Source organism: Candidatus Palauibacter australiensis (assembly GCA_026705295.1).
GTDB classification, from domain to species: Bacteria; Gemmatimonadota; Gemmatimonadetes; order Palauibacterales; family Palauibacteraceae; genus Palauibacter; species Palauibacter australiensis.
The window spans coordinates 1-21,906 of record JAPPBA010000022.1 but is presented as its reverse complement, the minus strand read 5'-3'; the positions used below and the strand labels follow the sequence as shown (position 1 = coordinate 21,906).

General features: G+C 69.1%; 23 protein-coding genes. 13 read left to right on the top strand and 10 right to left on the bottom strand.

The features are described 5' to 3' along the window. The first annotated feature begins 99 nt into the window (after positions 1 to 99). The 5 genes from OXN85_01570 to OXN85_01550 all read left to right on the top strand — a co-directional run bounded on the left by OXN85_01570 (position 100) and on the right by OXN85_01550 (position 4,760). Positions 100 to 516 carry a nuclear transport factor 2 family protein gene (locus OXN85_01570; GenBank protein MCY3598650.1) on the top strand — a complete coding sequence of 139 codons (417 nt, stop codon included), beginning with the start codon at positions 100 to 102 and terminating at the stop codon, positions 514 to 516. A 5-nt stretch (positions 517 to 521) separates the two neighbouring features. After that, the gene (locus OXN85_01565) at positions 522 to 1,091 is read left to right on the top strand and encodes a tetratricopeptide repeat protein (GenBank protein MCY3598649.1); all 570 of its coding nucleotides are present in this window, start codon (positions 522 to 524) and stop codon (positions 1,089 to 1,091) included. 120 nt (positions 1,092 to 1,211) lie between these two features. Further along, positions 1,212 to 2,576 (top strand): aminotransferase class I/II-fold pyridoxal phosphate-dependent enzyme, encoded by a 1,365-nt coding sequence (locus OXN85_01560; GenBank protein ID MCY3598648.1) that lies wholly within the window; start codon positions 1,212 to 1,214, stop codon positions 2,574 to 2,576. A 40-nt stretch (positions 2,577 to 2,616) separates the two neighbouring features. Next, on the top strand, positions 2,617 to 3,030 hold the full coding sequence (locus tag OXN85_01555; protein ID MCY3598647.1) for a DUF3224 domain-containing protein: 414 nt from the start codon (positions 2,617 to 2,619) through the stop codon (positions 3,028 to 3,030). Between the two features lie 122 nt (positions 3,031 to 3,152). Further along, entirely contained in the window at positions 3,153 to 4,760 is a 1,608-nt protein-coding gene (locus OXN85_01550; protein MCY3598646.1) for a hypothetical protein, read from the top strand. A 56-nt stretch (positions 4,761 to 4,816) separates the two neighbouring features. Here the strand turns inward: OXN85_01550 and OXN85_01545 are convergent, their stop codons facing one another. Continuing rightward, the gene (locus OXN85_01545; protein MCY3598645.1) at positions 4,817 to 5,578 is read right to left on the bottom strand and encodes a hypothetical protein; all 762 of its coding nucleotides are present in this window, start codon (positions 5,576 to 5,578) and stop codon (positions 4,817 to 4,819) included. Positions 5,579 to 5,725: 147 nt separating this feature from the next. On the opposite strand from OXN85_01545, the gene OXN85_01540 reads away from it, so the two are divergent. Both OXN85_01540 and OXN85_01535 read left to right on the top strand, forming a co-directional pair. Continuing rightward, positions 5,726 to 6,448: a hypothetical protein gene (locus tag OXN85_01540; GenBank protein ID MCY3598644.1), complete on the top strand. Its 723-nt coding sequence runs from the start codon at positions 5,726 to 5,728 to the stop codon at positions 6,446 to 6,448. Between the two features lie 7 nt (positions 6,449 to 6,455). Further along, positions 6,456 to 7,706, top strand: a complete 1,251-nt coding sequence (locus OXN85_01535) for a molybdopterin molybdotransferase MoeA (protein MCY3598643.1) — start codon at positions 6,456 to 6,458, stop codon at positions 7,704 to 7,706. A gap of 30 nt (positions 7,707 to 7,736) precedes the next feature. On the opposite strand, the gene OXN85_01530 is transcribed toward OXN85_01535, so the two are convergent. The 4 genes from OXN85_01530 to OXN85_01515 all read right to left on the bottom strand — a co-directional run bounded on the left by OXN85_01530 (position 7,737) and on the right by OXN85_01515 (position 10,856). Then, positions 7,737 to 8,804, bottom strand: coding sequence for a beta-ketoacyl-ACP synthase 3 (locus OXN85_01530; GenBank protein ID MCY3598642.1), 1,068 nt, complete (start codon positions 8,802 to 8,804; stop codon positions 7,737 to 7,739). A 156-nt stretch (positions 8,805 to 8,960) separates the two neighbouring features. Next, positions 8,961 to 9,689 (bottom strand): hypothetical protein, encoded by a 729-nt coding sequence (locus tag OXN85_01525; protein ID MCY3598641.1) that lies wholly within the window; start codon positions 9,687 to 9,689, stop codon positions 8,961 to 8,963. A gap of 13 nt (positions 9,690 to 9,702) precedes the next feature. Then, on the bottom strand, positions 9,703 to 10,344 hold the full coding sequence (locus OXN85_01520; GenBank protein ID MCY3598640.1) for an isoamylase early set domain-containing protein: 642 nt from the start codon (positions 10,342 to 10,344) through the stop codon (positions 9,703 to 9,705). Further along, positions 10,341 to 10,856, bottom strand: coding sequence for a sigma-70 family RNA polymerase sigma factor (locus tag OXN85_01515; protein MCY3598639.1), 516 nt, complete (start codon positions 10,854 to 10,856; stop codon positions 10,341 to 10,343). Before OXN85_01515 ends, OXN85_01520 begins: the two co-directional genes overlap by 4 nt. A 191-nt stretch (positions 10,857 to 11,047) precedes the next feature. Here OXN85_01515 and OXN85_01510 point away from each other — a divergent pair, with 191 nt between their 5' ends. Further along, complete coding sequence (locus OXN85_01510) at positions 11,048 to 12,163, top strand: alanine racemase (GenBank protein MCY3598638.1); 1,116 nt, start codon at positions 11,048 to 11,050, stop codon at positions 12,161 to 12,163. A gap of 59 nt (positions 12,164 to 12,222) precedes the next feature. Here the strand turns inward: OXN85_01510 and OXN85_01505 are convergent, their stop codons facing one another. Genes OXN85_01505 through OXN85_01490 form a run of 4 tightly spaced genes read right to left on the bottom strand, consistent with a single transcriptional unit; the run spans position 12,223 to position 15,491 of the window. Next, complete coding sequence (locus OXN85_01505) at positions 12,223 to 13,263, bottom strand: XdhC family protein (protein ID MCY3598637.1); 1,041 nt, start codon at positions 13,261 to 13,263, stop codon at positions 12,223 to 12,225. Between the two features lie 36 nt (positions 13,264 to 13,299). Then, positions 13,300 to 14,283, bottom strand: coding sequence for an electron transfer flavoprotein subunit alpha/FixB family protein (locus tag OXN85_01500; GenBank protein ID MCY3598636.1), 984 nt, complete (start codon positions 14,281 to 14,283; stop codon positions 13,300 to 13,302). After that, positions 14,283 to 15,032: an electron transfer flavoprotein subunit beta/FixA family protein gene (locus tag OXN85_01495; GenBank protein MCY3598635.1), complete on the bottom strand. Its 750-nt coding sequence runs from the start codon at positions 15,030 to 15,032 to the stop codon at positions 14,283 to 14,285. The genes OXN85_01500 and OXN85_01495 overlap by 1 nt, the downstream gene beginning before the upstream one ends. A 21-nt stretch (positions 15,033 to 15,053) precedes the next feature. Beyond that, positions 15,054 to 15,491, bottom strand: a complete 438-nt coding sequence (locus OXN85_01490) for a hypothetical protein (protein ID MCY3598634.1) — start codon at positions 15,489 to 15,491, stop codon at positions 15,054 to 15,056. A gap of 224 nt (positions 15,492 to 15,715) precedes the next feature. On the opposite strand from OXN85_01490, the gene OXN85_01485 reads away from it, so the two are divergent. From OXN85_01485 to OXN85_01470, 4 genes are all read left to right on the top strand, one after another. Beyond that, complete coding sequence (locus tag OXN85_01485) at positions 15,716 to 16,363, top strand: sigma-70 family RNA polymerase sigma factor (protein ID MCY3598633.1); 648 nt, start codon at positions 15,716 to 15,718, stop codon at positions 16,361 to 16,363. After that, a complete protein-coding gene (locus OXN85_01480; GenBank protein ID MCY3598632.1) occupies positions 16,356 to 16,760 on the top strand; it encodes a hypothetical protein in 405 nt (134 codons plus the stop codon). The genes OXN85_01485 and OXN85_01480 overlap by 8 nt, the downstream gene beginning before the upstream one ends. A 31-nt stretch (positions 16,761 to 16,791) precedes the next feature. Continuing rightward, positions 16,792 to 17,247, top strand: coding sequence for a hypothetical protein (locus tag OXN85_01475; protein MCY3598631.1), 456 nt, complete (start codon positions 16,792 to 16,794; stop codon positions 17,245 to 17,247). Between the two features lie 152 nt (positions 17,248 to 17,399). Then, positions 17,400 to 18,650 (top strand): TolC family protein, encoded by a 1,251-nt coding sequence (locus tag OXN85_01470; protein MCY3598630.1) that lies wholly within the window; start codon positions 17,400 to 17,402, stop codon positions 18,648 to 18,650. Between the two features lie 231 nt (positions 18,651 to 18,881). Here OXN85_01470 and OXN85_01465 read toward each other — a convergent pair whose 3' ends face one another. After that, the gene (locus OXN85_01465; GenBank protein ID MCY3598629.1) at positions 18,882 to 20,120 is read right to left on the bottom strand and encodes a hypothetical protein; all 1,239 of its coding nucleotides are present in this window, start codon (positions 20,118 to 20,120) and stop codon (positions 18,882 to 18,884) included. A gap of 284 nt (positions 20,121 to 20,404) precedes the next feature. Here OXN85_01465 and OXN85_01460 point away from each other — a divergent pair, with 284 nt between their 5' ends. Further along, positions 20,405 to 21,616 carry a hypothetical protein gene (locus OXN85_01460; protein MCY3598628.1) on the top strand — a complete coding sequence of 404 codons (1,212 nt, stop codon included), beginning with the start codon at positions 20,405 to 20,407 and terminating at the stop codon, positions 21,614 to 21,616. The last annotated feature ends 290 nt before the right edge of the window (positions 21,617 to 21,906 follow it).

The following is a 21,906-nucleotide window of genomic DNA, read 5'->3' as shown; positions in this document are numbered from 1 at the left end:
CTTCAGCCGCGCCCGCATCATCCCCGCCTGCCGCCAGGCGTGTATCTGGCCGGCCTCGCCATCTGGCTGGGCTTCGGATGCCAATCGGCCCCCGCCTCGTTGACGGAACCACATGCCGCGGCGATCCGCGACAGCGTGGCGGCGGCGCTGCAGGAGTTCCGAGACCTCGGGACGGCGGCCGACTGGGAGGCCGTGGGCGACTTCTACTCCGAATCCCCGCATTTCCGCTTCTACGAGAACGGCGCACTCCAGTATCGGAGCGCGGCCGATGTCCGGGCCGCCCTCGGAGCGTTTCCTCCGGAGACGCGCATCCGGACGGACTACCGGGATACGGATGTCGTGGCGCTGGCGCCGGGACTTGCCCACGTCCGTGCCCGCTTCGAGAGCACCTTCACGGGCGCCGACGGGTCGGCCTTCGGCTTCGGCGGAGCCGTGACGATGATCTGGGCGCACGAGACCGGAGGCTGGCGGATCCTGAGCGGCCACTCCTCGGCTCCGGTTCCACGAAGAGGATAGACACGATGACGGACAACGTGAACCCGGAAACCGGCGCGGCGCTCCGCGACGTCGTCGAGTCGCTCGTCCGGAAGGGGATGACCGCCCGGCTGGAGGACCGGCCGGACGATGCGATGCGGCACACGAAGGCGGCCGTCGCGCTCGCCCGCCGCGGCGAGGATCCGCTCGCGCTCGCCCGCGCCCTTCACGGGCAGGCGAACGTCGAGCGGGACAGGGGGGAAGCGCGCGCGGCCGTCGCTCTGTACCTGGAAGCCGTCCCCCTCTGCCGCCAGGGGGACGACCCGCTCGCCTTCGCCCACACCGTGCGTCACCTGGGGGACGTCCTCCGGGAACTGGGCGACCTCACGAAGGCGGCACGATGCTACGCGGAATCGCTGGCCGCGTACCGGGCGGATCCGGCCGCCCCGCCGCTCGATGTCGCCAATGCCGTGCGGTCCGCGGCCATCCTGTGCGAGGCCCAGGACGATCCCGACCAGGCCCGCCTGCTATGGATCGAGGCCCGGGACCTGTACCGCGCCGCCAACGTCGAAGCCGGCGTGTCCGAGAGCGCGACCCGCCTCGAACGACTCGGCTGAGCGCCCGCCGGGGCGACGCCCTGCGCCCCTCGTCTTGCCAGAGCCGAACGTTTCGACCACCGTGAATCGGATTGGCGGTCTCGATCCGCCGCGAGGGAAAATTCCGAGGAGGGCGCGCAAATGCTGCGGAATCACGGTCTGAACCGTCGGGCGTTTCTGAAGAGCACGGGAGCCACCGCCGTTCTGGGCGCCGTGGGCGCGCGTTCGGCGCTCGCGAGCGAGGTCGCCGCGACCGATGTCGCCCCCGCCGCGTTCGGCGGCGCCCGCGAGGAATTCGACTTCGACGAGGTCTACGACCGCCGCGGGACCGACTGCGTAAAGTGGGATCGCGCCATCGAGCAGTTCGGCCCGGAGCTCGAGGTCGGCATGGGGATCGCCGACATGGACTTCCGCGCCGCACCCTGCATCACCAGGGCGATCGCCGAGCGCGCCGCGCATGAGAACTGGGGCTACCAGCACCGCGACAGTTCCTTCACCGACGCGGTCGTGGCCTGGAACCAGCGCCGTTACGACCTCGACATCGACCCATCGACGATCGTCTGGACCAGCGGCGTCCATCCGGGGATCATCGCGGGGCTGCACACCTTCGCCCCTCCCGGCAGCCGGGTCCTGATGACGACCCCCACCTACAACGGCTTCTACTCGGACCTCCGCTTCGCGCGCAATGTCGCCGAGGACAGCGAGATGAAGGTCGTCAATGGCGTCTACGAGATCGACTGGGACGACTTCGAGCGCCGCGTGCAGCGCGTCCACGCCTTCATCCTCTGCAACCCCCAGAACCCGACCGGAAACTGCTGGTCGGCGGAGGACATGACGCGCATGGGCGAGATCTGTCTCGAGCACCGCGTGCCGGTGCTCTCCGACGAGATCCACTGCGATTTCGTGACGAAGGGACAGAAGTACACGCCGTTCGCCAGCCTCGACCCGAAGATCGTCGACAACAGCGTCACCTTCAAATCCAACAGCAAGACCTTCAGCCTCGCCGCCAACAAGGTCGCCTGGTACTTCTCGACCAACCCCGCCTTCATGGCGCGCCTGCGCCCGTACACGCGCGCGGACCTCAGCACGCTGGGCATGTACGCCGCCCGCGCCGCTAACAACGAGGGCGATGAATGGCTCGACCAGCTTCTCGTCTACCTCGACGGCAACCACGACCTCACCGAGTCCTACATTCGGGAGAACGTGCCGGGCGTGAAGTACACGAAGGCGCAGGGCACCTTCCTCGCCTGGCTCGACATGGGCGGGCTGATGGACCGCATCGACGCGCAGGGAAAGGCGGACCATGAGAACCGCACCGCCGCGCAGCCGGTGTCGCCCGAGAGCGTCCTGCAGCGCTGGCTGGCCGAGAATGCGCGCATCTATCTCAACAACGGGCCCAGCTACGGGACCGGGGGCGAGAGGCACATGCGGATGAACATCGCGACCTCGCGCACGCTCGTGAAGCGCGCCCTCGACAACCTGTCCAACGCCGTCGCGGAGCTCTAGGAGAGAGCCCGGCGGCAACGCGGTAACAGAGAAGCCCGGCATGGCGCGCGCGGTCGCCTCCTTCGACGTCACCGGCTGGGACCAGGGCGAACCGGAGTCCGGCGCCGGGGGGCCGACCCTCTCGCACGCCACCGTGCTCAAGCGGTTCAGCGGGGATCTCGTGGCCGAGAGCGAGGCCCGGCTCCTCATGTGCCAGGCGGATGTGGCGGATATCACCGCGGGAGCGGGCTACATCGCCCGCGAGGTCGTGCGGGGGGCGCTCGGCGGACGGGAAGGGACGTTCGTCATGCAGCACTGGGGGCTGAGCGCGGATGGCCGCGAACGGACGGGCGGACAGATCGTGCCGGGTTCGGCGACCGGCGATCTGAAGGGACTCACGGGCTCGGTCGAGATCGCCGTCGACGGCGACGGAGCGCACACGCTGACGATCGACTACGAACTTCCGGACGCGTGAGGCGGCGGGCGACGCCGCGACCCGGCGTGACGCCTTGCCGCCCGCTTCCGGTTTTGACACCGTAACTTCAGCGCAATGCCGGACGAGGCAGGCCGGCGTTTCTTCCTGAGAGGGATAGTACGATGAAAAGATGGTCCATGATGCTTCCGGCGTTCCTCCTCGGCGCGATGCTGTCGACGGTTCCCGCGCAGGTCGAGGCACAGTTCGACGAGGTCGGATCGATCACCTTCCCGACCTCCGCGACGGGCGAGGCCCAGCAGCACTTCCTCCGGGGCGTGGCGATCCTGCACAGCTTCGGCTGGAAGCAGGCGCGGGAGCAGTTCCACGCGGCACAGGAACTGGATCCCGACTTCGCGATGGCCTATTGGGGCGAGTCGCTCGCCTACAATCACCCGCTCGTGTCCCAGATGGACCCGACGGATCCGAGGAAGGCGCTGCAGAGACTGGGCGAGACGCCAGCCGAACGCATGGCCAAGGCACCGACGGACCGGGAGAAGGGCTTCCTGAAGGCCGTCGAGATCCTGTGGGGCGAGGCCGACCACACGGAGCGGCGCGTCGGGTACATGGAGGCGATGCGCGACCTGTACGAAGCCTATCCCGAGGACCCGGAGATCGCAGCCTTCTACGCGCTCTCGCTGCTCGGGGCGACGGCGGCGACGCGCGACCTGAGCCAGCGCTGGAACGTGATGGCGGGCACGATCGCGCTCAAGCTGTTCAATCAGAATCCGATGCACCCGGGCGCGGCGCACTACACGATCCACTCGTTCGACAACCCGATCATGGCGCCGCTGGCGCTCGACGCGGCCTACGCCTTCGCGGACATCGCCCCGGCGGTTTCCCACGCGCGGCACATGCCGACGCACATCTTCATCCAGCACGGGATGTGGGAACGCGTGTCCGGCAACAACCAGTCTGCCTACGACGTGGCGCAGGAGCTGTGGCAACCCGGCGACGCGGTGGGCGACGCGGTGCACTCGCTCGACTGGGGCCAGTACGGCGACCTGCAGCGCGGCGACTACGAGAAGGCGCGGCTGTGGATGGATCGCCTCGCCGACATGGTCGACAACGAGGGCTTCGCGACGACGGGCGGGGCCCGCGGCGCGGCCGGCATCGCGCGGGCGCAGAACGCGGTCTCGCTCCTCAAGGCGCGCTACATCGTCGAGACCGAGCAGTGGGAGACTCAGCCGATTACGGAGGACTCCCCGGCGCACGAACTCCTGGCCACGGGACTCAGCGCCCACCGCATGGGCGACCAGGCGACCGTCACCGAGGCGGAGGCCGCCCTGAAGGAGCTGTCGGACGGCGAGGGCTACACCCACGTCATGCACAAGCAGGTCGGAGCGCTCCGGCACGCGGCGATGGGGCATCCCGACGTGGCGACCGGCCTCATGGACGAGGCGGAGGCGGAGGTCATGAGCATGGCGCCGCCGCGCGGCTCGGCGAGCCCGGTCAAGCCGCTGCACGAACTCTACGGCGAGCTGCTGCTCGAGCTCGGCATGCCCGACAAGGCAGTCGGCAAGTTCGAGATGTCGCTGCTGCGGATGCCCAACCGGCCGCGTTCGCTCCTGGGCCTGGCCCGGGCGCACGCCGCCAGCGGCGACGCGGTTCTCGCCGCCGAAGCGTACGCGAAGGTCGCGGCTCTGTGGAGCGGTCTCGCGCACGCCGGCCTCATGGAGGCCGAAGCCTTCCTCAACGAGGCCGAGAGCGAGGGGAACCAGGGGAACCGGTAGCGACCCTTCCCCCCCCACCGGGCCCCGTTGCGAAGGGGCCCGGGACGGGATTCGGCTCAGTAGAGCGCGAGCAGATCCAGTATAGGGACCCTCAGTAGCGCCGACCGGCCCGTCCGGACCCTCACGAGCATGTCGAGGGTCTGGAGGGGCCGGAGTTCTTCCACCACCGCCAGCAGTTCCGGCGGGACGGCGATGTAGACCAGACCGTCCCCGGGATCGGGCGCGCGCGCGAGCAGGAAGGGTTCCCCCTCGTAGAAGTCGATCCGCTCCGGTTCGGCCCGTTCCAGCGACAGGAACCGGACGGTCCAGCGGAGGCGCGCGCCGGCATACTCGTCCGGGTTCGCGCGCAGCGCGGCGGCCGAGACGCCGGCCAGCACGCCAGCTTCGACAGCGGCCGCGTCGCTCGCCCCGAGCGCGGCCTCCCGTACCCAGCCCGAGCGACGAATCCGGCTCCACTCCGCCCGCTCCTCCAGTCGGTCGACGAGAAAGCCCTCGAGGAGGAACCCGGTCACGGATCCGGCGGGCTCGGATCTGAGACGCTCGCCTCCCCGGCTGGAAATGACGCCGTTGTGGCCCTCGCGCGTGGACGGCGCGATCGAGCCGGATGGGACCCAGCCCTCGATTTCGACTTCCGCCCAGACCCCTTCGGTACGCCTGAGGATGACCGGTGTGCGCAGCGCGAGTTCCGCCAGCCGGCGGCCGTCCGCCGTCCTCCGGAAGACCTCGCCGTCGATGACGACTTCGCGCACCTGCGCGGCGGCGGGGGGCGGCCCGTACGCACACGCCAGGATGACGGGCAGGAGAAGCGGCCGTCGCAAGCGACCGCGACGAGACGTTTTTCTGGTAAGGACCCGGTCCTCCACCTACATTCCTTGCGCAGCGACCCCGTCGTGAGACTCGTGAGACGGGGCCGTTTCCGTTTCGAGATCCGACTCACCCCAAGATATGGAATTCGCGTCAACCCAGTGTCAAACAGACTGATCTTCGTCGTCGGACTCGCCCTGCTCGCCGCAGTTCCGTCGACGCTCGAGGCGCAGGCGGAACGCATCGATTCACCCTTTCGCTGGCGCGAGAAGGGCTTCCGCGTCGGCCTTTTCGGAGGACACCACGCGGGGAACCGGGGGCGGCTCGAGTTCGCGCAGGGGCCTACCGCCGTGGGGGGCGTCAGAATGCGCGTCCGGGCATCGAGTCCCCTCTCTCTCGAGCTGGGAGCCACGTACGGGGCGGCGGACCGATGGACGTTGGACGTCCTCGACGAGGCCGGACCGATGGTCGTCGACACCGTCGCCGCGGGCTGGCTGCGGGCCGATCTCGGCGCGCAGATCGGCCTCACCGGGGCGCGGACGTGGAACGGGATCCACCCCTACGGGCTCATCGGCGCCGGCTTCGTGTTCGGGGTCGACGAGGGCGCCTCCGAGTTCCTCGCCGACCAGGCGCTCGAACCCTTCCGGTACGACATCTCCACCGCGCCGCACATCTTCGTGGGGCTGGGGTTCGAGGTCTTCCCGTCGGAGACGATCGGGATCGGCTTCGAGGTCCGCGACTACCTGGTCCGCGTGACGTCTCCGGACGGATTTCTCTTCGGCACTACGCTGGATCTGTTCGAGGCCTCCGGGGCGCCGGCGCCGCGGGGTTCCGTCTGGGGCCACAACCCGGAGTTCAGCATCTCCATCTGGTACTACTTCTAGCCGAGCCATGAACGACGCCGACTGGATCTCCTTCGACGAAGCCCTCGCTCTCGTGCTGGACGCCGTGTCGCCGCTGGAAACGGCACGCGTTCCGCTCTCTGCCGCCCTCGGTCGCTCGCTCGCACGCGGCGCGGAAGCCGTCGCCCCGCACCCGCCGTGGGACAACAGCGCCATGGACGGTTTCGCCGTGCGAATCGACGAGGTCCGCGGCGCGAGCCCGGAACGGCCCGTGGTCCTCCCGATCTCCGACGACATCCCGGCCGGCGCCTTTCCGCGCGGGCCGCTGGAGCCCGGCTCGGTGGCGCGCGTGATGACGGGGGCGCCGGTACCGGAGGGCGCCACGGGCGTCGTGCGCGTGGAGCACACGGACGGAGGTCCAGGCGTGCGCGTGAGCATATTCGACGACGCGGACGGAGAGCGGCACATCCGCTTCCTCGGGGAGGATGTGCAGGCTGGGGACACGATGGTGGAGCGTGGCGAGGAGCTTGGAGCGGCGGCGGTGGCGCTGCTTGCGACGGCCGGCCTCCAGCAGGTGGACGTGGGCCGGCGACCCCGCGTCGGCGTGCTTGCAAACGGAGACGAACTCGCGGATTTCGATGAATTCGAGGAGGTGCGCGCCGGGCGGCGGATCATGAATTCGAACGGGTACGCACTGGCCGCCCAGCTCGCGGATTCCGGGGCGGAGCCGGTGCCGCTCGGCATCGCCCGGGACGACCCCGGCGACCTGCACCGTTGTCTCGCGCGGGCCGAGTCCTGCGACGCGATCGTCTCCGCGGCCGGCGTGAGCGTCGGCGAACACGACTACGTGAAGCAGGTACTCGACGAGCTCGGCTTCCAACGCTTCTTCTGGCGCGTGCGGATGCGCCCCGGCAGCGCCGCCGTCTTCGGCCTGCTCGGCGGCCGGCCGTTCTGGGGCGTCCCGGGCAATCCGGCCTCGGCGCTCGTCACGTACGAGACCCTCGTGCGGCCGGCGATCCGCAAGATGGCGGGTTTCGCGCGCCCCTGCCGGCGCCCGTTGCGGTGTGTCGCGGCCCAAGACCTGCGCGGGCCCCGGGACGTACTCTCGTTCCTGCGCGTGGTCGTCGGATCCGCCGAGTCGGGCACCCTCACGGCCCGCCTGAGCGGCCCGCAGGGCTCGGGGAACCTCGGGTCGATGCTGGCCGACGGGCTGCTCGCGATCCCCGTCGGGACCGACGCCATAGGCGCCGGCGATCCCGTCGACGTGATTCCGCTCAGGGAGTGGGCGAGGCCCGCCTGACGGACGGTCTGCCTCGCGCTGCCCGGCCTGTCAGATGCGGACGACCGCGGCCGCCATCGTGTAGCCACCCCCGATCGAGGTGAGGACGATCGTTGCCGGGTCCGGCACGGACCCGTGCTTGCCGCGAACGACTTCGTCGAGCGTCACGGCGACCGTCGAGGCGGACATGTTGCCGTAGTCGACGATGTTGTGAACGACGCGCCCCTTCGGAAGTTCCAGCCTCTGGTCGAGACCCTGCGTGATCCGCGCGTTCGCCTGATGAGGAATCACGAAATCCACGTCGGACCAGTCGAGACCCGCCTTGTGAAGCGCCTGTTCGCCCACTTCGGCCATCTTGACGATCGCGTTGCGGACGATTCGCGGTCCGCCTTCCATATGGAGAATCGGGGCCCGGTCCCCGTCTTCCCGCCAGCTCTGCCCGACGAGGTACAGCGGATCGCGCGCGAACCAGCCCGACGACGCCATCGGACCGAGCACGCCGTGATCCGTTTCGCTCCGCTCGAGCACGACCGCTCCGGCCCCGTCGCCGAAGAGCACGGCGGTCCGCACGTCCGTGTAGTCGACGAGCCGCGTGAGGGCATCGCCCGAGACCACCAGTACGCGTTCCGCCATGCCGCTGACGATCGCCGACCAGGCCGCCCCCACGCCGTACACGAAGCCGGCGCAGGCCGCGTTGATCGCGAATCCCCCCAATCGCGGATTCCCGAGCTTCGTCGCCACGGTGCAGGCGCTGTTCGGAACCTCGTCGGACGGTGAGACGGTCGCGACGTAAAGCTGGTCGATCTCGTCCGGCTCGCGTCCGGCCGCCTCCAGCGCGGCGAGCCCGGCCCGGGCGCACATGTCTTCGGTCGTCAGGTCGCTGTCCGGCGGGATTCGCCGGCGCGACCTGATGCCGGTCAACTGGTACGCCCACTGATCGAAGACGTCGGGCGCCGACAGCCCGTTGACACCCTCGACACCCCGGAGCGCGGACCGCGCCTGCCCGACGTCGAACGAGTCGCTCAGCGTACCCATGCCGAGAAGCTGGAAGTTGTCGATGCTGTCAGGCGGCAGGTAGCTCCCGGTACCCGTGACCGCCGCGGTCACTCTGGCTGCCAAGGCCTTCTCCATCTTCCGTGGGCAAGATCAGTGGGCCATCGCCCGTGGAAGAACTCCTGCTACAGGGTCGTGCCACGGGCTGCCAGGCGTCGGCGGGCTCAGCCGCCGGAAAGTCCGAGAGTATACGGCAGACACCGGGAGGGTTGCCAGCCTGCGCTAACTTGCGGCCGATCGGAAGGCGGAAGGCGGGGACCGGGCGAGCAGGAGTCGTTCCGCGGCCGAGCGGGCCGCCTCCGCGAGCGTTCGCGTCGGGCACGGTCGCGTCGGCATCACGCGGGCGCACTCCCTTATGCTCGCCTGCGACCAGCAGGAGTCGGGCTGACCATTGCTGCACTCCCGGATGAGCAGTTTCACGCTGGCTGGCAGTCGGAGCACCGCATCGCTGTCGAACTCCTCGGCCACTGCGTAGCGCACGAGGTCCTCGGCCAGACCCAGTTCCACGCCGGCGTCCAGCAACTCCTCGAGGGAGACGACGAGGAGGGGAAAATCGGGTCGGTCGCGTCCCAGCCGCATCAGAAGCTCGCGCCCCACGCCGCGGCGAAGGGCATCGGCGGCTTTCTCGAGCGCGACCGGCTCCGCCCCCGGGCCGACGACCGACGCCGCATCCCGCAACTCCGCGGCGAAAGTGTCGACTGCGGCGAGGACGACTTCCGGAGGCATCCCCTTCGCCACGCCCTCCATGGCCTTGTCGATCAGGAGACCTCGGGGCAGACCCTCGCGGACGCCCGCATCTATGACGGAAAGGGTGCGTGCCGCGTAGACCGCGCCCAGATGACGGCTGAAGCGGGCGCGCGCGTCCTGACCCGCGGCCGGCGATCCGGGCGCGAGAAGCACCGCGCCGAGGAACACGACCGCGAGAGAACGGCGCAGCGGGGCTCTTGCCACGGCTGCTGGCCGACTAGGGGGCCAGCGAGCGGGCGCCCGCCCCGCCCGTGATGGCGATCACGGCATTCTGGTTGCCGTAACCGTCCTCCACATACCGTTCCGCGTGCGGATCCGTGATCCAGGTCTCGCCGTCCACGAGGAACATGTACTTGTGCACGCCGGGCGGGAGCTTCACCCGCCCGGTCCACACGCCGGTGCCGTACGGATCGGCCAGCGCGACCTCCGGCTGCCAGTCGTTGAAGTCGCCCGCGACGTGGACCGACGCCGCGCCGGGCGCCTCGAGACGGAACTGCACGTAGTGGACTTCTTCGCCCACGAGCGCCGTCGCCGCCCCCGCCGGCTCGGTGACCGCGTTCTCCCGCGGCAAGAGGAAGAACGTCGCAAGCACGGCGGCGGCCGCGAGCCCCAGCCACGGCCGGACGCGCACGGAGCGGGGATGCACCCACCAGTCGACGAGACCGGACAGGGGCCGGCGCTCCTCCTGTCGAACCGTGGCCATGACCCTCGACTCGAGTCCGACCGGAGCTCCCTGCACCCCCGAATCCCGCACGTCCGAAAGGAGGGCATCCCACCGTGCCGCTTCCCCGCGAAGCTCCCGCGAGAGCTCCGAACGGTCGATTTCTCCATCGAGGTACAGCTTCAGATCGTCGTTCATCGGTAGTTCTCTAACAGCACCTGTAACTGATCCCGAGCCCGGTGGACGCGCATCTTCAACGCGGACACCGAAGCTCCAAGTCTCTCCGCCATCTCTTCGTATGACCACCCCTCGACGTGCTTGAGAACGAAGGCTTCACGCTGCTCGTCGCTCAAGGACTGCAAGGCCCGGTATATCTGCTCCCGTATCTCCGCCCGTTCGGCGCGCGCCTCGGGGAGCCCTCTCGTCGCTGTGAGGGGGCCGGCCGCCTCCAGCGACACCTCCCGCCGTGCCCGTCCCTTCAACTGATCCTTGCACAGGTTGACGGCGATCCGAAACAACCAGCCTCCTACCCGTTCCCGGTCACGGCATCGGTCGAGGCTCCGAAAACCGCGGATGAACGTGCGCTGCACGATATCCGCGGCGTCGTCCGCGCGACCGGTCATGCGCTCTGCGTAGCGGTACAGCACGTCCTTGTACCGGCGCACGAGCACCCCGTACGCCTCGCGGTCGCCTTCCAATACGGCGGTCACGACCTCCGCGTCGCTCGGTTCATCGTCCGGAACCCGACCTTCCGGCCCGATCCGAAAGATCTTCTCTTCGTGAATAAGACGACCTCTACCGCTTTGCGGTCACTGGTGCAGCCCGCGGCCCTCGTCGTTTCGTGCTCGGGATCGTCGGTTACAACTTAGCGGAACCGCGATCCCCCAACTACCTTGAGCGCGTGAACGCCGGGAACGCTGCCACCCACGCGCCGGACCTGCTCGGTCTCCGCACTCCGGCCCTTATCCTCGATCTCGACGTCCTGGAGAACAACCTCCGGGTCATGCAGGAACGCACGGACGCCCTTGGCGTTCGCCTTCGCCCCCACGTGAAGACGCACAAATGCGTGGAGATCGCCGAACTGCAGCGATCGGGCGGGGCGTCGGGCATCGCCGTGTCCACGCTCGCGGAGGCCCGGGTCTTCGCAGAGGCGGGTTTCGACGACATCCTGTGGGCCTTCCCGCTGAATCTCTCCCGGATCGATGAGGCGGCCGCGCTCTCCGGGCGCGTCGAACTGGGTGTGACCGTGGACTCCCTCACGGCCGTCGAGGCCCTCGAAGCCGCGAGCGTCGCCTTCTCGGTATGGCTCGAAATCGACTGTGGCTACGGGCGCTCCGGCGTCCCCCACGACAGCGGCCGGGTCGTCGAGCTCGCAAGGCGGATCTCACGCGCCGACCGGCTCGCGCTCGGCGGCTGCCTGACGCACGCCGGCCACACCTACGGCGCGGATTCGCCCGCCGCCATCGCCGCGCTGGCGGATGAGGAGCGTCGGGCGATGGTCGAAGTGGGGCGCGCGCTCCGCGCGGCCGGGATCGAGCCGGGAGTGCTCTCGCTCGGGTCGACCCCGGGCATGAGCCGGGTCGAGACGCTGGAGGGGGTCGACGAGGCCCGGCCGGGGAACTACGCGCTCTACGATTACACGCAGACGCGGCTGGGATCGTGCGCGGTGAGCGACTGCGCCGTCGCGGTGCTCGCGACCGTCGTCTCCGCGCGCGACGGATCCGGCGGGGCGATCGCGGACTGTGGCGCGCTCGCCCTGTCAAAGGATGTGGGGCCGGACGATCCGCCTCACTACGGCCGCCTCTTCCGTGACGCGTCGGGAAGGGCGCTGAGTGACCATCGCGTGACCTCGGTGAGCCAGGAACACGGGCGCCTGTCCGGCCGGTTCGCCGTCGGCGAGAAGGTCCGCGTCCTTCCGAATCACGCCTGCCTCACGGTCGCGCACTTCGATCGTTTCGAGGTCGTGCGGGGACGGCGCGTGGTGGATCGCTGGAAGATCCGGCGCACGCGCGACTGATCCGGCGCCGCGCGGCCCCGAGCCGACGTCGGCAGTCCGCAGGGCTTTGCCACGGGCGGCTAGGGAGCCCTGTCGAGGGCGATGAGCTGCGCGAGGATGGAGACGGCGATCTGCGCGGGCGAGCGGGCGCCGATCCGCAGCCCGACCGGACCATGGATACGGTCGCATGCCGCCGCGTCCAACCCCCGCGCGAGGAGCGCCTCTCGGCGTTGCCGCTGCGTCCGGCCTCCGCCGAGGAGACCGACGTAACCGCAGCGGGAGGCGAGCGCGGTCTCGAGGGCGGGCTCGTCGAGCTTCTCGTCGTGCGTGAGGATGACGACGCTCGTGCGAGGGTCGAGATCGAGGGCAGCCATCGCCTCGTCCGGCCAGCGCGGATCGAGCGACGCGGCATCCGGAAACCGCTCGGGCCTCAGGAAGGCCTCGCGCGGATCCACGACGACGACCTCGAAGCCGGTCCGGTGCGCCATGGCGCACAGCGCATGCCCGATCGGGGTCGCCCCCACGATGACGAGCCGCGGGGGCGGGGCGAAGGACTCGACGAAGACGAGGCTGTCCGGGTCGTCCCGCACGAGTTCGACGGCGCGGGCGTCCGACCGGCCGAGCCAGTCGTCGACGCGGGAGCGGGCCGCCCGGTCGAGCTCGGCGGACCCGAGCGTTCCGAGCGACCGGTCCGGTTCGAGGAGGAGTTGCCGCGATCGCGTGGGCGGCGCCGCGCCGGTGAGGAGGACGCCCGGGGCGCCGGCCTCCTGGAGCTGCCAGAGGCGGTGCCAGACGGGGTCGCCGGGATCGTGGCGGTCGAGGAGGACGTCGATCTCCCCGCCGCAGGAGAGGCCGACGCCCGCGGCCATCTCGTCCGTGATCCCGTACGTGACGGAGGCCGGCGCCCCGCCGCCCAGCAGCGCGGAGAGCCGTTCGTGCAGGTCGCCTTCCACGCAACCGCTCGAGATCGAGCCGCTCAGCTCCCCGGCGGCCGAGATCGCGAACCGCGCGCCCGGTGGCAGCGGGGCCGAACGGCGAACGGCGATGAGCGTCGCCATGGCGATCGGATCACCCTGCTGCGCCCAGCGTGCGATGTCCTCGCGCACAGCCCGGAGACTCATGCCGGCCGACCCGGACCCGCGCAGCGCGGCATGACGCTAATCGCCCCGGCGGGCTTCGCGAACCGCCTCGGTGAGCGCGGGCAGCACTTCGAACGCGTCTCCCACGAGACCGTAGTCCGCCACCCCGAAGATCGGCGCGTCCGCGTCGCGGTTGATCGCCACGATCACCTTCGCCGTGCGCATCCCGGCCAGGTGCTGGATCGCTCCGCTGATTCCGACCGCGAAGTACAGGTTGGGCGACACGGTCTTGCCGGTCTGGCCCACCTGCTCGCCGTGCGGCCGCCAGCCCGCATCCACCACGGCCCGGCTCGCGCCGAGCGCCGCCTCGTCGCCCAGCGCCTCCACCAGCGCCTCAAGGAGCGGCCAGTGCTCCGGCCCCTGCATCCCGCGGCCGCCCGAGACGATGGTCGTCGCCTCGCTCACATCCAGGCGGTCGCGATCCCCCTGCTCGAGGGCGGCCGTCCGCACCCGGCCGTCGAGGCCATCGAGGTCCAGGCTCGAGATCTCGCCCGCCGCGGTCTCCCCGGCCGGCGCGAAGACGTTGCCCCGGATCGTCATCACGGCCGGGCCCGGCGTGAAGCGCAGGGTCGCGATCGCCTTCCCGGCGTACATGGGCCGGCGGACGACGATGGCGTCGTCCTCCCGCCGGCACTCGATGACCTCCGAGGCCACGCTCCGCCCGAGCCGCGCCCCCACGCGGGGGGCGATGTCCCTCCCCTGGGCGGTGGCCGCGAAGATCACGGCGTCGTAGTCCCCCGCCTCGACGAGCCGGGAGATGGCCGCAGCGGCGATGTCCGGCTGGGACAGCGCGAGAGCTTCCGACTCGCCGACCCAGGTGCGGTCGGCGCCGAAGCCGGCGAGTTGCGCGGCCGCCTCGGCCGTACCGGGAGGGCCGAGCGCGACGACGTGGGTCTCCCCTCCGACGTCGGCGGCGATCCGCCGCGCGAGCCCGACCGCCTCCCGCGAGGCCCGGCTCACCGCCCCTTCCCGGACCTCGGCGTACGCCAACGCCCCGGGCATCAGAGCACCCCCGCTTCGTCGCGCAGCGCCCGCACCAGTTCCGGCACCGCGTCCACGCCCTCTCCGACGATCCGGCCCGCGGCCGGTGCCGGCGGTTCGTCGAGGCGGAGGAATTCGATGGTCGGCGCGTCGAGCGTCACCTCCCGTTCCTCGAGAGGCTTCCGCTTCGCCGCCATGATCCCCTTGAGGCTCGGATACCGCGGCTCGTTGAGCCCCTTCTGCGTCGACACGACGGCGGGCAGCGGGAACTCGACGACCTCGTGACCGCCTTCGACCTCGCGGCGGGCCGTCGCATCGCTCCCGGATATCTCGAGGCCGACGACGACGGTCGCGCACGGGAGGCCCAGAAACTCGGCCACCATCTGCGGGACCTGCATGTTGTCGTCGTCGATCGCCTGCTTCCCGAACAGCACGAGGTCGTATTCCCGGCCCCGAATCTCGTCAGCCAGCGCGCGCGCCACCGAGAGCGCGTCGTGCGAACCCGCGCACGCGAGCAGGACGCCCTCATCCGCCCCCATCGCGAGCGCCTGGCGGATCGATTCGGCGGTCTCGGGGGGGCCGAGCGCGACGACCGTCACCTTCCCCTCCCCCGCTTCTTCCCTGCGGCGGATCGCATCCTCGAGCGCGAACTCGTCGTACGGGTTCACGACGTACTTGACGCCGGCCGGGTCCAGTCCCGCGCCGTCGGGCGTCACTCTCACCCGCGTGGCCGAGTCCGGCACGCGTTTCATGCAGACTATTGTATTCATCCGTCTTGTCTTCGAATGGAGTCAGGCGTTCTGGTAGGTCTCGATCTCGTCGGAAGTCAGTGCGCACACGCGAAACGCGATGAGGTCGATGAGGGAGTCGGTCACGTTCTTCTGGCGGAGGTTCCGCGCCCGCGCGTCCTCCTCGGAGGGTCGCGCCTCTCGCAGCGTCACGAGCCGGGCGGCCAGCCAATCCAGAAAATCGTGCACGACGTCGCGGTGTTCGCGGTCCCGGTCCGGCTCCCCGTTCGGAGCCTTCGGAAGGAACGCGTCGATGAGCGCGAGCAGCCCGGGGAAGATCATCTCGGTGAGTTCCTCGTCGCCGATGAGTTCCTCCTGGGTGATCTCCTCCCAGCTCATCTCGTTCCAGTACAACTCGCACGCTTCCTCGAACAGATGGCGCCGCACTTCGGGAGACGCCCTCCTGAGGACGATGTCGCCGGGCGAGAGCCTTCGCCCCACGACTTTTCGCATCCCGCGGATGCGTTCCTGGATGAGGGTTCGGCCCGCCAGAGCGTGGGCTCGATCGGGCGTTTCGGCGGCGGCGGGCCGGGCTTGCGTTTCGTTGTTCACGGAGCCGAAGATGCGACGGCCACGGTGAAGGAACAAGCGCCGGGGCGAACGCGGACGGTAGCCGGTGCAACGGCCGGCTTCGAGGGCGTGTTACCCAAGCGATGGGGACGTCTTTGGCGGAGGAAACGCGAACGCGCAGCGGATCGCAGGGCGACGCAGCCGGTCCCGGTTCCGGACCCGTCGAGCCGCCGGATCCCGGCGCCGACGAGCCCGGCCTCGTGGAAGCCGTGCAAGCCGGCGACCCGCAGGCGTTTTCCCTGTTCGTGACGAGATACACGGACCCGGCCTACGCCGTGGCACTGTCGATTCTGCGGCACGAGCAGGACGCGGAAGACGCGGTGCAGGCCGCGTTCATTCGCGCGCTCGAGCGGATCGGGCAGTTGCGGCCGGGAAGCCGTTTCGGCCCGTGGTTCTATCGCGTGCTGAGGAGCACATGCCTGAACCTCCGGCGGCGCGAGTTGCTGCGGACCCATTCGGAGCTGAAGGACACGGCGGCGTCGCGGGACGATCCGCACCGGGAGTTCGAGCGGAGATATGCCCGGAAAAGGGTGCTCGATGCGCTCGAGCAGCTTCCGGAACGACAGAGAACGGCGGTCATGATGTACGACCTCGAAGGGTACGACCACGCGGAGATCGCGGAGATCCTCGGGATCGCGGTCGGAACTTCGAGGGCGAACCTTCATCACGGCAGGCACGCGCTGCGCCGCCTTCTCGGCGAAGCGCCGGCGCCCGGCGCCGGAGGAGCAGATGAGGATGAATAGGAGAGATCAAGGTCGGAACGGCGGGCCCGGGCCCGCGTGGGCCGAGTATCTCGAGCCCCTGCGGCCCGACGAACTCACGCGACGGCGCCTGCGCCGGAACGTGATGGCGGCGGCGGAGGCGCTGTTCCAGCGACGGCCGCTTTCCTGGCTCGACGTGACGGCAAACTGGTCCGCGGCGCTCGCGCCGCTGGCCGCCGGGCTGCTCGTCGCCGCCGGCGTCCTGCTGTATCGCATCTCCGTGCCGGACGCGCCGGAGCTCGTCGCCGAGCCGGACGCGGCGCCGGTCGGGCTGGTGCGTTCGCTGGCGGCGGACGCCGAAGCCCCGCCGGCGCTGCTCATCGACCTCGCCGAGCCGAGTCGCGACGCGGTGCTGACCGCCGCGCTCATCAATCCGTAACTCGCTGAAACGCGACACGAACCGAGTGCGTATGGACACTTCAAGCTTCCGGGCGATTCTGCTTCTGACGCTCGTGTTCGCGGCGGGCGCCGCGGTCGGCGTGGCGGCGGACCGCCTCGATCTTTTTTCCGACGCAACCGCGGCCGAACCGGCAGCGGAGGCGACGTCTCCCGAGACGCGGGATCGCGACGGCGGGTCGCGGGGGCGGCAGACCACGATCGAGCAGTTCGCCGATGAGCTGGGTCTGACGGCCGACCAGCGGTCGCAGATCGAGGGCTTCCTCGATCACTACCGCGACGGGCTGCGGACGTTGCGCGGGAGCTACTGGGCGTTGATGGACTCGGTCCGGACGCGAATCGAGTCGGTGCTGACGGAGGAGCAGGGTGAGGACTATCGGGGGTTGCTGCGGCAGCGCTACGGAGACGGGCGAGAGCGCGGTGGCGAACGGGGGTCCCAGGGGCGTGACGACCCGCAGCGAAACAACTGACAACCGAGAGACGTCAATCCGCCCCTCGGGGGGCAAGGGAAACGATGACCATTCGACATAGATGTGGGTGCGGAGACCGGCCGAGCGCCGGTTTTCGTCGATGGGGGTTCGTCCTGCTGCCGGCGGTCCTGCTCGCGGGAGCGTCGCCCCGGATGGCTGAGGCGCAGGTGCAGGCGAGCGACAACGCCCGCCAGATCACGGTCGACGAAGCGGTCGAGATCGCGCTCCGCCGCAACCCCCGGCTGATCCAGGCCTATTCGACGATCGAGATGGCGGAGCACAACCGGCTGAGCGCTTACGGGGCGCTCCTCCCGGGAGTGAATGCCTTTTTCAGTTACTCGAACTCGTCCACCGGTCGTCTCGACGCGCTCAGCCAGGGGATCGTCGCGACGAGTTACTCCACGCGGCTCCAGGCCAACTACACGCTGTTCGACGGATGGGGGCGTTTCACGAACCTGAAGAGCGCCCGGCTCGGCGTGGTCGAGCAGAACGCCCGCTATCGCGAGGCCGAGTTCCAGGTCATTCAGCAGGTGAAACAGGCCTACGCGGCGGCCGTGGCCACACGCGATCTCGTGGCCGTGGAAGAACGGCGCGTCCAGCGGCAGGCGGACCAGCTCGAGTTCGTCAGGCAGCAACTGGAGCTGGGGCGGGCTACGCGCTCGGACTCCCTCCGCTCGCAGGTCGACCTCAACAACGCGCAACTCGCGCTTCTGACCGAACAGAACAACGCGCGCACGCGGACCTTCGAACTCACCGAGGTCATCGGCTCCGAGACCCTCGTGGGGCCGACCGCGGAGGCGGAACTCGCGATGGCCGCGATGCCCTACACGCGCGACGAACTGTTCGCGATGGCCGATGTGACGGCTCCCGCTCTGGAGGCGGCCTCCCTGGCCGTCGAAGCCGCCGAGGCAGCCGTGTCGGGTGCGCGCTCCAGCTACCTGCCCACGATCTCGCTCGGCGCCGGCTACGGGTGGGCAAACCAGGAGTTCCCACCCTCCAACCGCTCGTGGTCGATCGGGCTCTCGGGCAGCTACCCTCTCTTCAACGGCTTCCAGCGCGAGACGCAGCTGTTCCGCGCGCGGGCCTCGGCGGACCAGGCCCGGCAGGAAGAGCGGGCGGTGCGGCTGAACATCAGCTCGCTGCTCGACGCCCGCTACGCGACGGCGCAGTCCGCGCTCGCCGGTGTGGACCTCGCCGAGCGGAACGTCGAACTCAGCGAGGAGAGCCTCCGGGTCGTCCAGGAGCGCTACCAACTCGGCCTCGCCACGATTCTCGAACTCCAGGACGCGCAGATCACGCTCACGCAGGCGGAGGTCGATCTCGTCAGGGGTCGGTTCGACTACGAGGTGGCGGTGGCGGGGATCGAGGCCCTCCTCGGCCGGAGGCTCGACCAGCAACCCTGACGGCTAGCAGCCCGTGGCAAAACCCCGCGTGAGCGCCGAGAGCGGTGAAGCGCTCGCCTGACAAGGAGCGACGAGGGAGAATAGCAGCGCTATTCTGCGGATATTTCGTAAGTTGCATATATTGCAATGGTTTACGCCAATCGTTCTATCTCTCATCCCCTTTTTACATCCCCATTCCTAAACGGGACTCCATTCGACTTTGGTGGACATCGGCGGACCTCGCGGATTGCTCTACCCTTGCGGTTCCAAGGCAACCAGCCTGATCACGCGGACGGTCTGCACCCCCAACTCGTCGCTCTCGATGTAGGCCATCAACCCGCCGGGGCCGAAGGCGTCCGGTATCCGCAGACCCTCCGGCGGCAGGGTGCCGATGTAGTCCCCCTCGGGTGTCACGATGTCGGTCGGACCGTCGTCGTCGCCTGTCGGACCCCAGCGTTCCAGCCAGATTCGGTCCGCCCAGTCCACCTCCAAGTCATACAACACCGGCAACTCGTCGGCGAATGTGCGGCCCTCCACACCCTCCCGCTGAAGCTGGACGCCGGCAGCGGCTGCGCTCTCAAGCGCCGACTCCTCGCTTTCACGGTAGCGCTCGCGCTCCGCCTCCATGATGGCATCGTGGACCGGCAGCGGGGCGATCGGCCGCTCGATGGTTCCGGTGACGCTTCCGTCGAGCCCGATGAGTTTGACGCGGTAGCCGATCGAGTCGATCAGCGCGAGGCGGCCGTCGGTCAGTAGGTCGTATCGAAGGCCGGGCTCGAAGGCGCGGCCCGCTGGCATGCTTATGCGCCTTCCCGTCGACCCCGACCCGCTGATCTCGATTTCGTCTTCGTCCTCTTCGGGCAGTTCCCAAGCGGTGTAGAGGAGTTGTGGCTCGTTGCCGTCGAGTGGGAAGAGGTGGATGGGACGGCCACCTTCCTCGTAATGATCTTCACCGAAGCGCATAATCTGGCTGGCGATCAGGCGACCGTCGGGAAGCGCCTCGCTAGCCATGACGATGCCAGTCGTCATCGGGTCCTGGGTTATGCGTCGTACGTATTCGCCGCTTGGTTCGAGAAGGTCGATGTGCGAGAATCCCATCACCGTGTAGGAGCCGTCGCGCCCGACGATCACCCCGGTGACGTTACCGAACTCGCCGGGTCCCTCGCCCCGTCCGCCGACCGTACGGACCAGCGACCCGTCCGGCCCGACCACGAGGATGTGATCGAGTTGGCTATCGAAGACGTGAAGGTTGGCCTGCGCGTCGAAGTGCACCGAGCGCACGCTGCCGAAGGTGTCCCAAGTGTCGCCTATGACGGAGCCTACGGTGAAGACCTCCTCGGTCACGGCGTTCACGATCACGTCCGGTCCGTCCAGGGTTCCGGCTGCACCGGTGGCCGATCCGTCCCCGACATCGCCGCAGGCCACCAAAAGGGCGAGAGGGAGGAGCGCCGCGAGGTATCGCGGTCGTGGTGTCGTCGTCAGCTTCGGCATTTCGGTCCGTCCTTCACGCCAAGAGATGGAAGGAGTCACGCACGAGCTCGATAGAGGCTCATGGAAGCGACCGAACACATCACAGCGAGCGCTCGGCACCTTCGGATTCGTCCCATTCAATGTAGGCAAGAAGCCTGCCGGGGACGACATTGCAGCGCCGTTCGCGTGGCGAGCACGCGTCGGCAATGCGATCTTGGATGCGGCGGGCGGCGCGAGGTGGCCCGCTTGTTGCGCTGATGGCGAGATGGAGTTGAACGATGTACGACCGAACGCGAGCGATACTGATGATACTGATCGCCGGGGCGTGGTTGGCCTTGGCCGGTTGCGGGGACTCAGAAGATCGGAGTGACTGGACCACGCTACGAGTCACGCTGCCTTCCGGCACGGTCCACGTCACGAACATCCCGGCGGCGAACGCATCTCCCACTTGGACGCTTGTCGAGGAACTCCGCGTCGGCACGCTCGAAGGCACCGGACCGGACGCGTTCGCCTATCTGAAGGGCCTCTTGGCGCTGGACGGCGGGGGATTCGCCGTCTTGGATTCCCAAGTGCAGGAACTGCGCGTCTTCGGCCCCGATGGCGCTCACATCGCGACCCATGGCGGCAAGGGAGAGGGACCCGGCGAGTTCGCGGACGCGAACGGTCTCATGCTTGGCCCCAGCGGACGCATCTGGGTCCCGGACGGGCGCAACGGGCGCATGTCGGTTTTCGATCCCGATGAAGGCTTCATCGAGTCCTTTCCGTTTGACGACGGCAACTACGGCTGGGTGTGGAATGGCGCGATGGTGGACGGGAGCCGCATCCACCGGCCCTGGTGGGACGGGACCCGGAGACTGATTCGCGTCTACGATCTGACGATGACGCTGGTGGACTCGATTCCGTTGCCCAGCGATGAACCGGAGGACGAAGAGTACGATCCGGAGCGTCAGCCGGGCACGTTCTACCAAGCGCTGGACCGCGGATACATGCTGTACGGGATCCCGTTCTTCGCTTCCGAGGCCGCGCACCTTGATTCGCGAGGCACGGTGTGGTCCACGCGGGACGGCGATCCCGAATACCGGCTGTCGCGGTGGGAACCGGGCGGGGACACGACTCTCGTGGTCGAGACCCGCCGACCCTCCGTCCCCGTGCCGGGGGTCGAACGCGATTCTGTGATCGCCGCGATGCGGCAAATGCTCGAGGACAGGGGAGTGACCAGCCAATGGGACTGGTCCCGGATTCCCAACGTCAAGCCCGCCGTCGAGGCGATCTTCCAGTCGGCGGAGGGCAACCTGTGGGTACGTACGCCGTCAGCGGACGGGGGAATCCTGTTCGATGTCTACTCGGGGGACGGCAGCCATCTTGGAACGGCGAGCTTGGGAGCGGGCCTCAGTCTTTGGGATCAGGTCGCCCCGGCTGTGCGGGGCGACTCGGCATGGCTGATCGTGACGGACGAGTTCAACGTAAACTATGTCGTCCGTGCCCGGCTCGCTCCAGAGAGCACGTCGATTAACTGACCGCGAAACCGCTGTCGTCCGCTGCGTCCGAACCGCCCGAATCGAGTTCAAAGCGAGCGCCAAGATTCGGAACCCGGGTCGGTTTGGCGAGCAGCTGGCTCAGGACCGCTACTGATCCTGAGCCAGCCGACTCCACGTTGAACGTGGCGGACTGGCGAGGGGGACGCTGCGCCCCCCTCAAACCCCCGGCAATTCCCGCGCCGCTCCGGAACCGTTGGTGCGGATTCGGGCGGATCTATCGCCCGGCGGGCTGCCGTTCGAGCCGCCACACGTCAACATGGTCCAAGTCC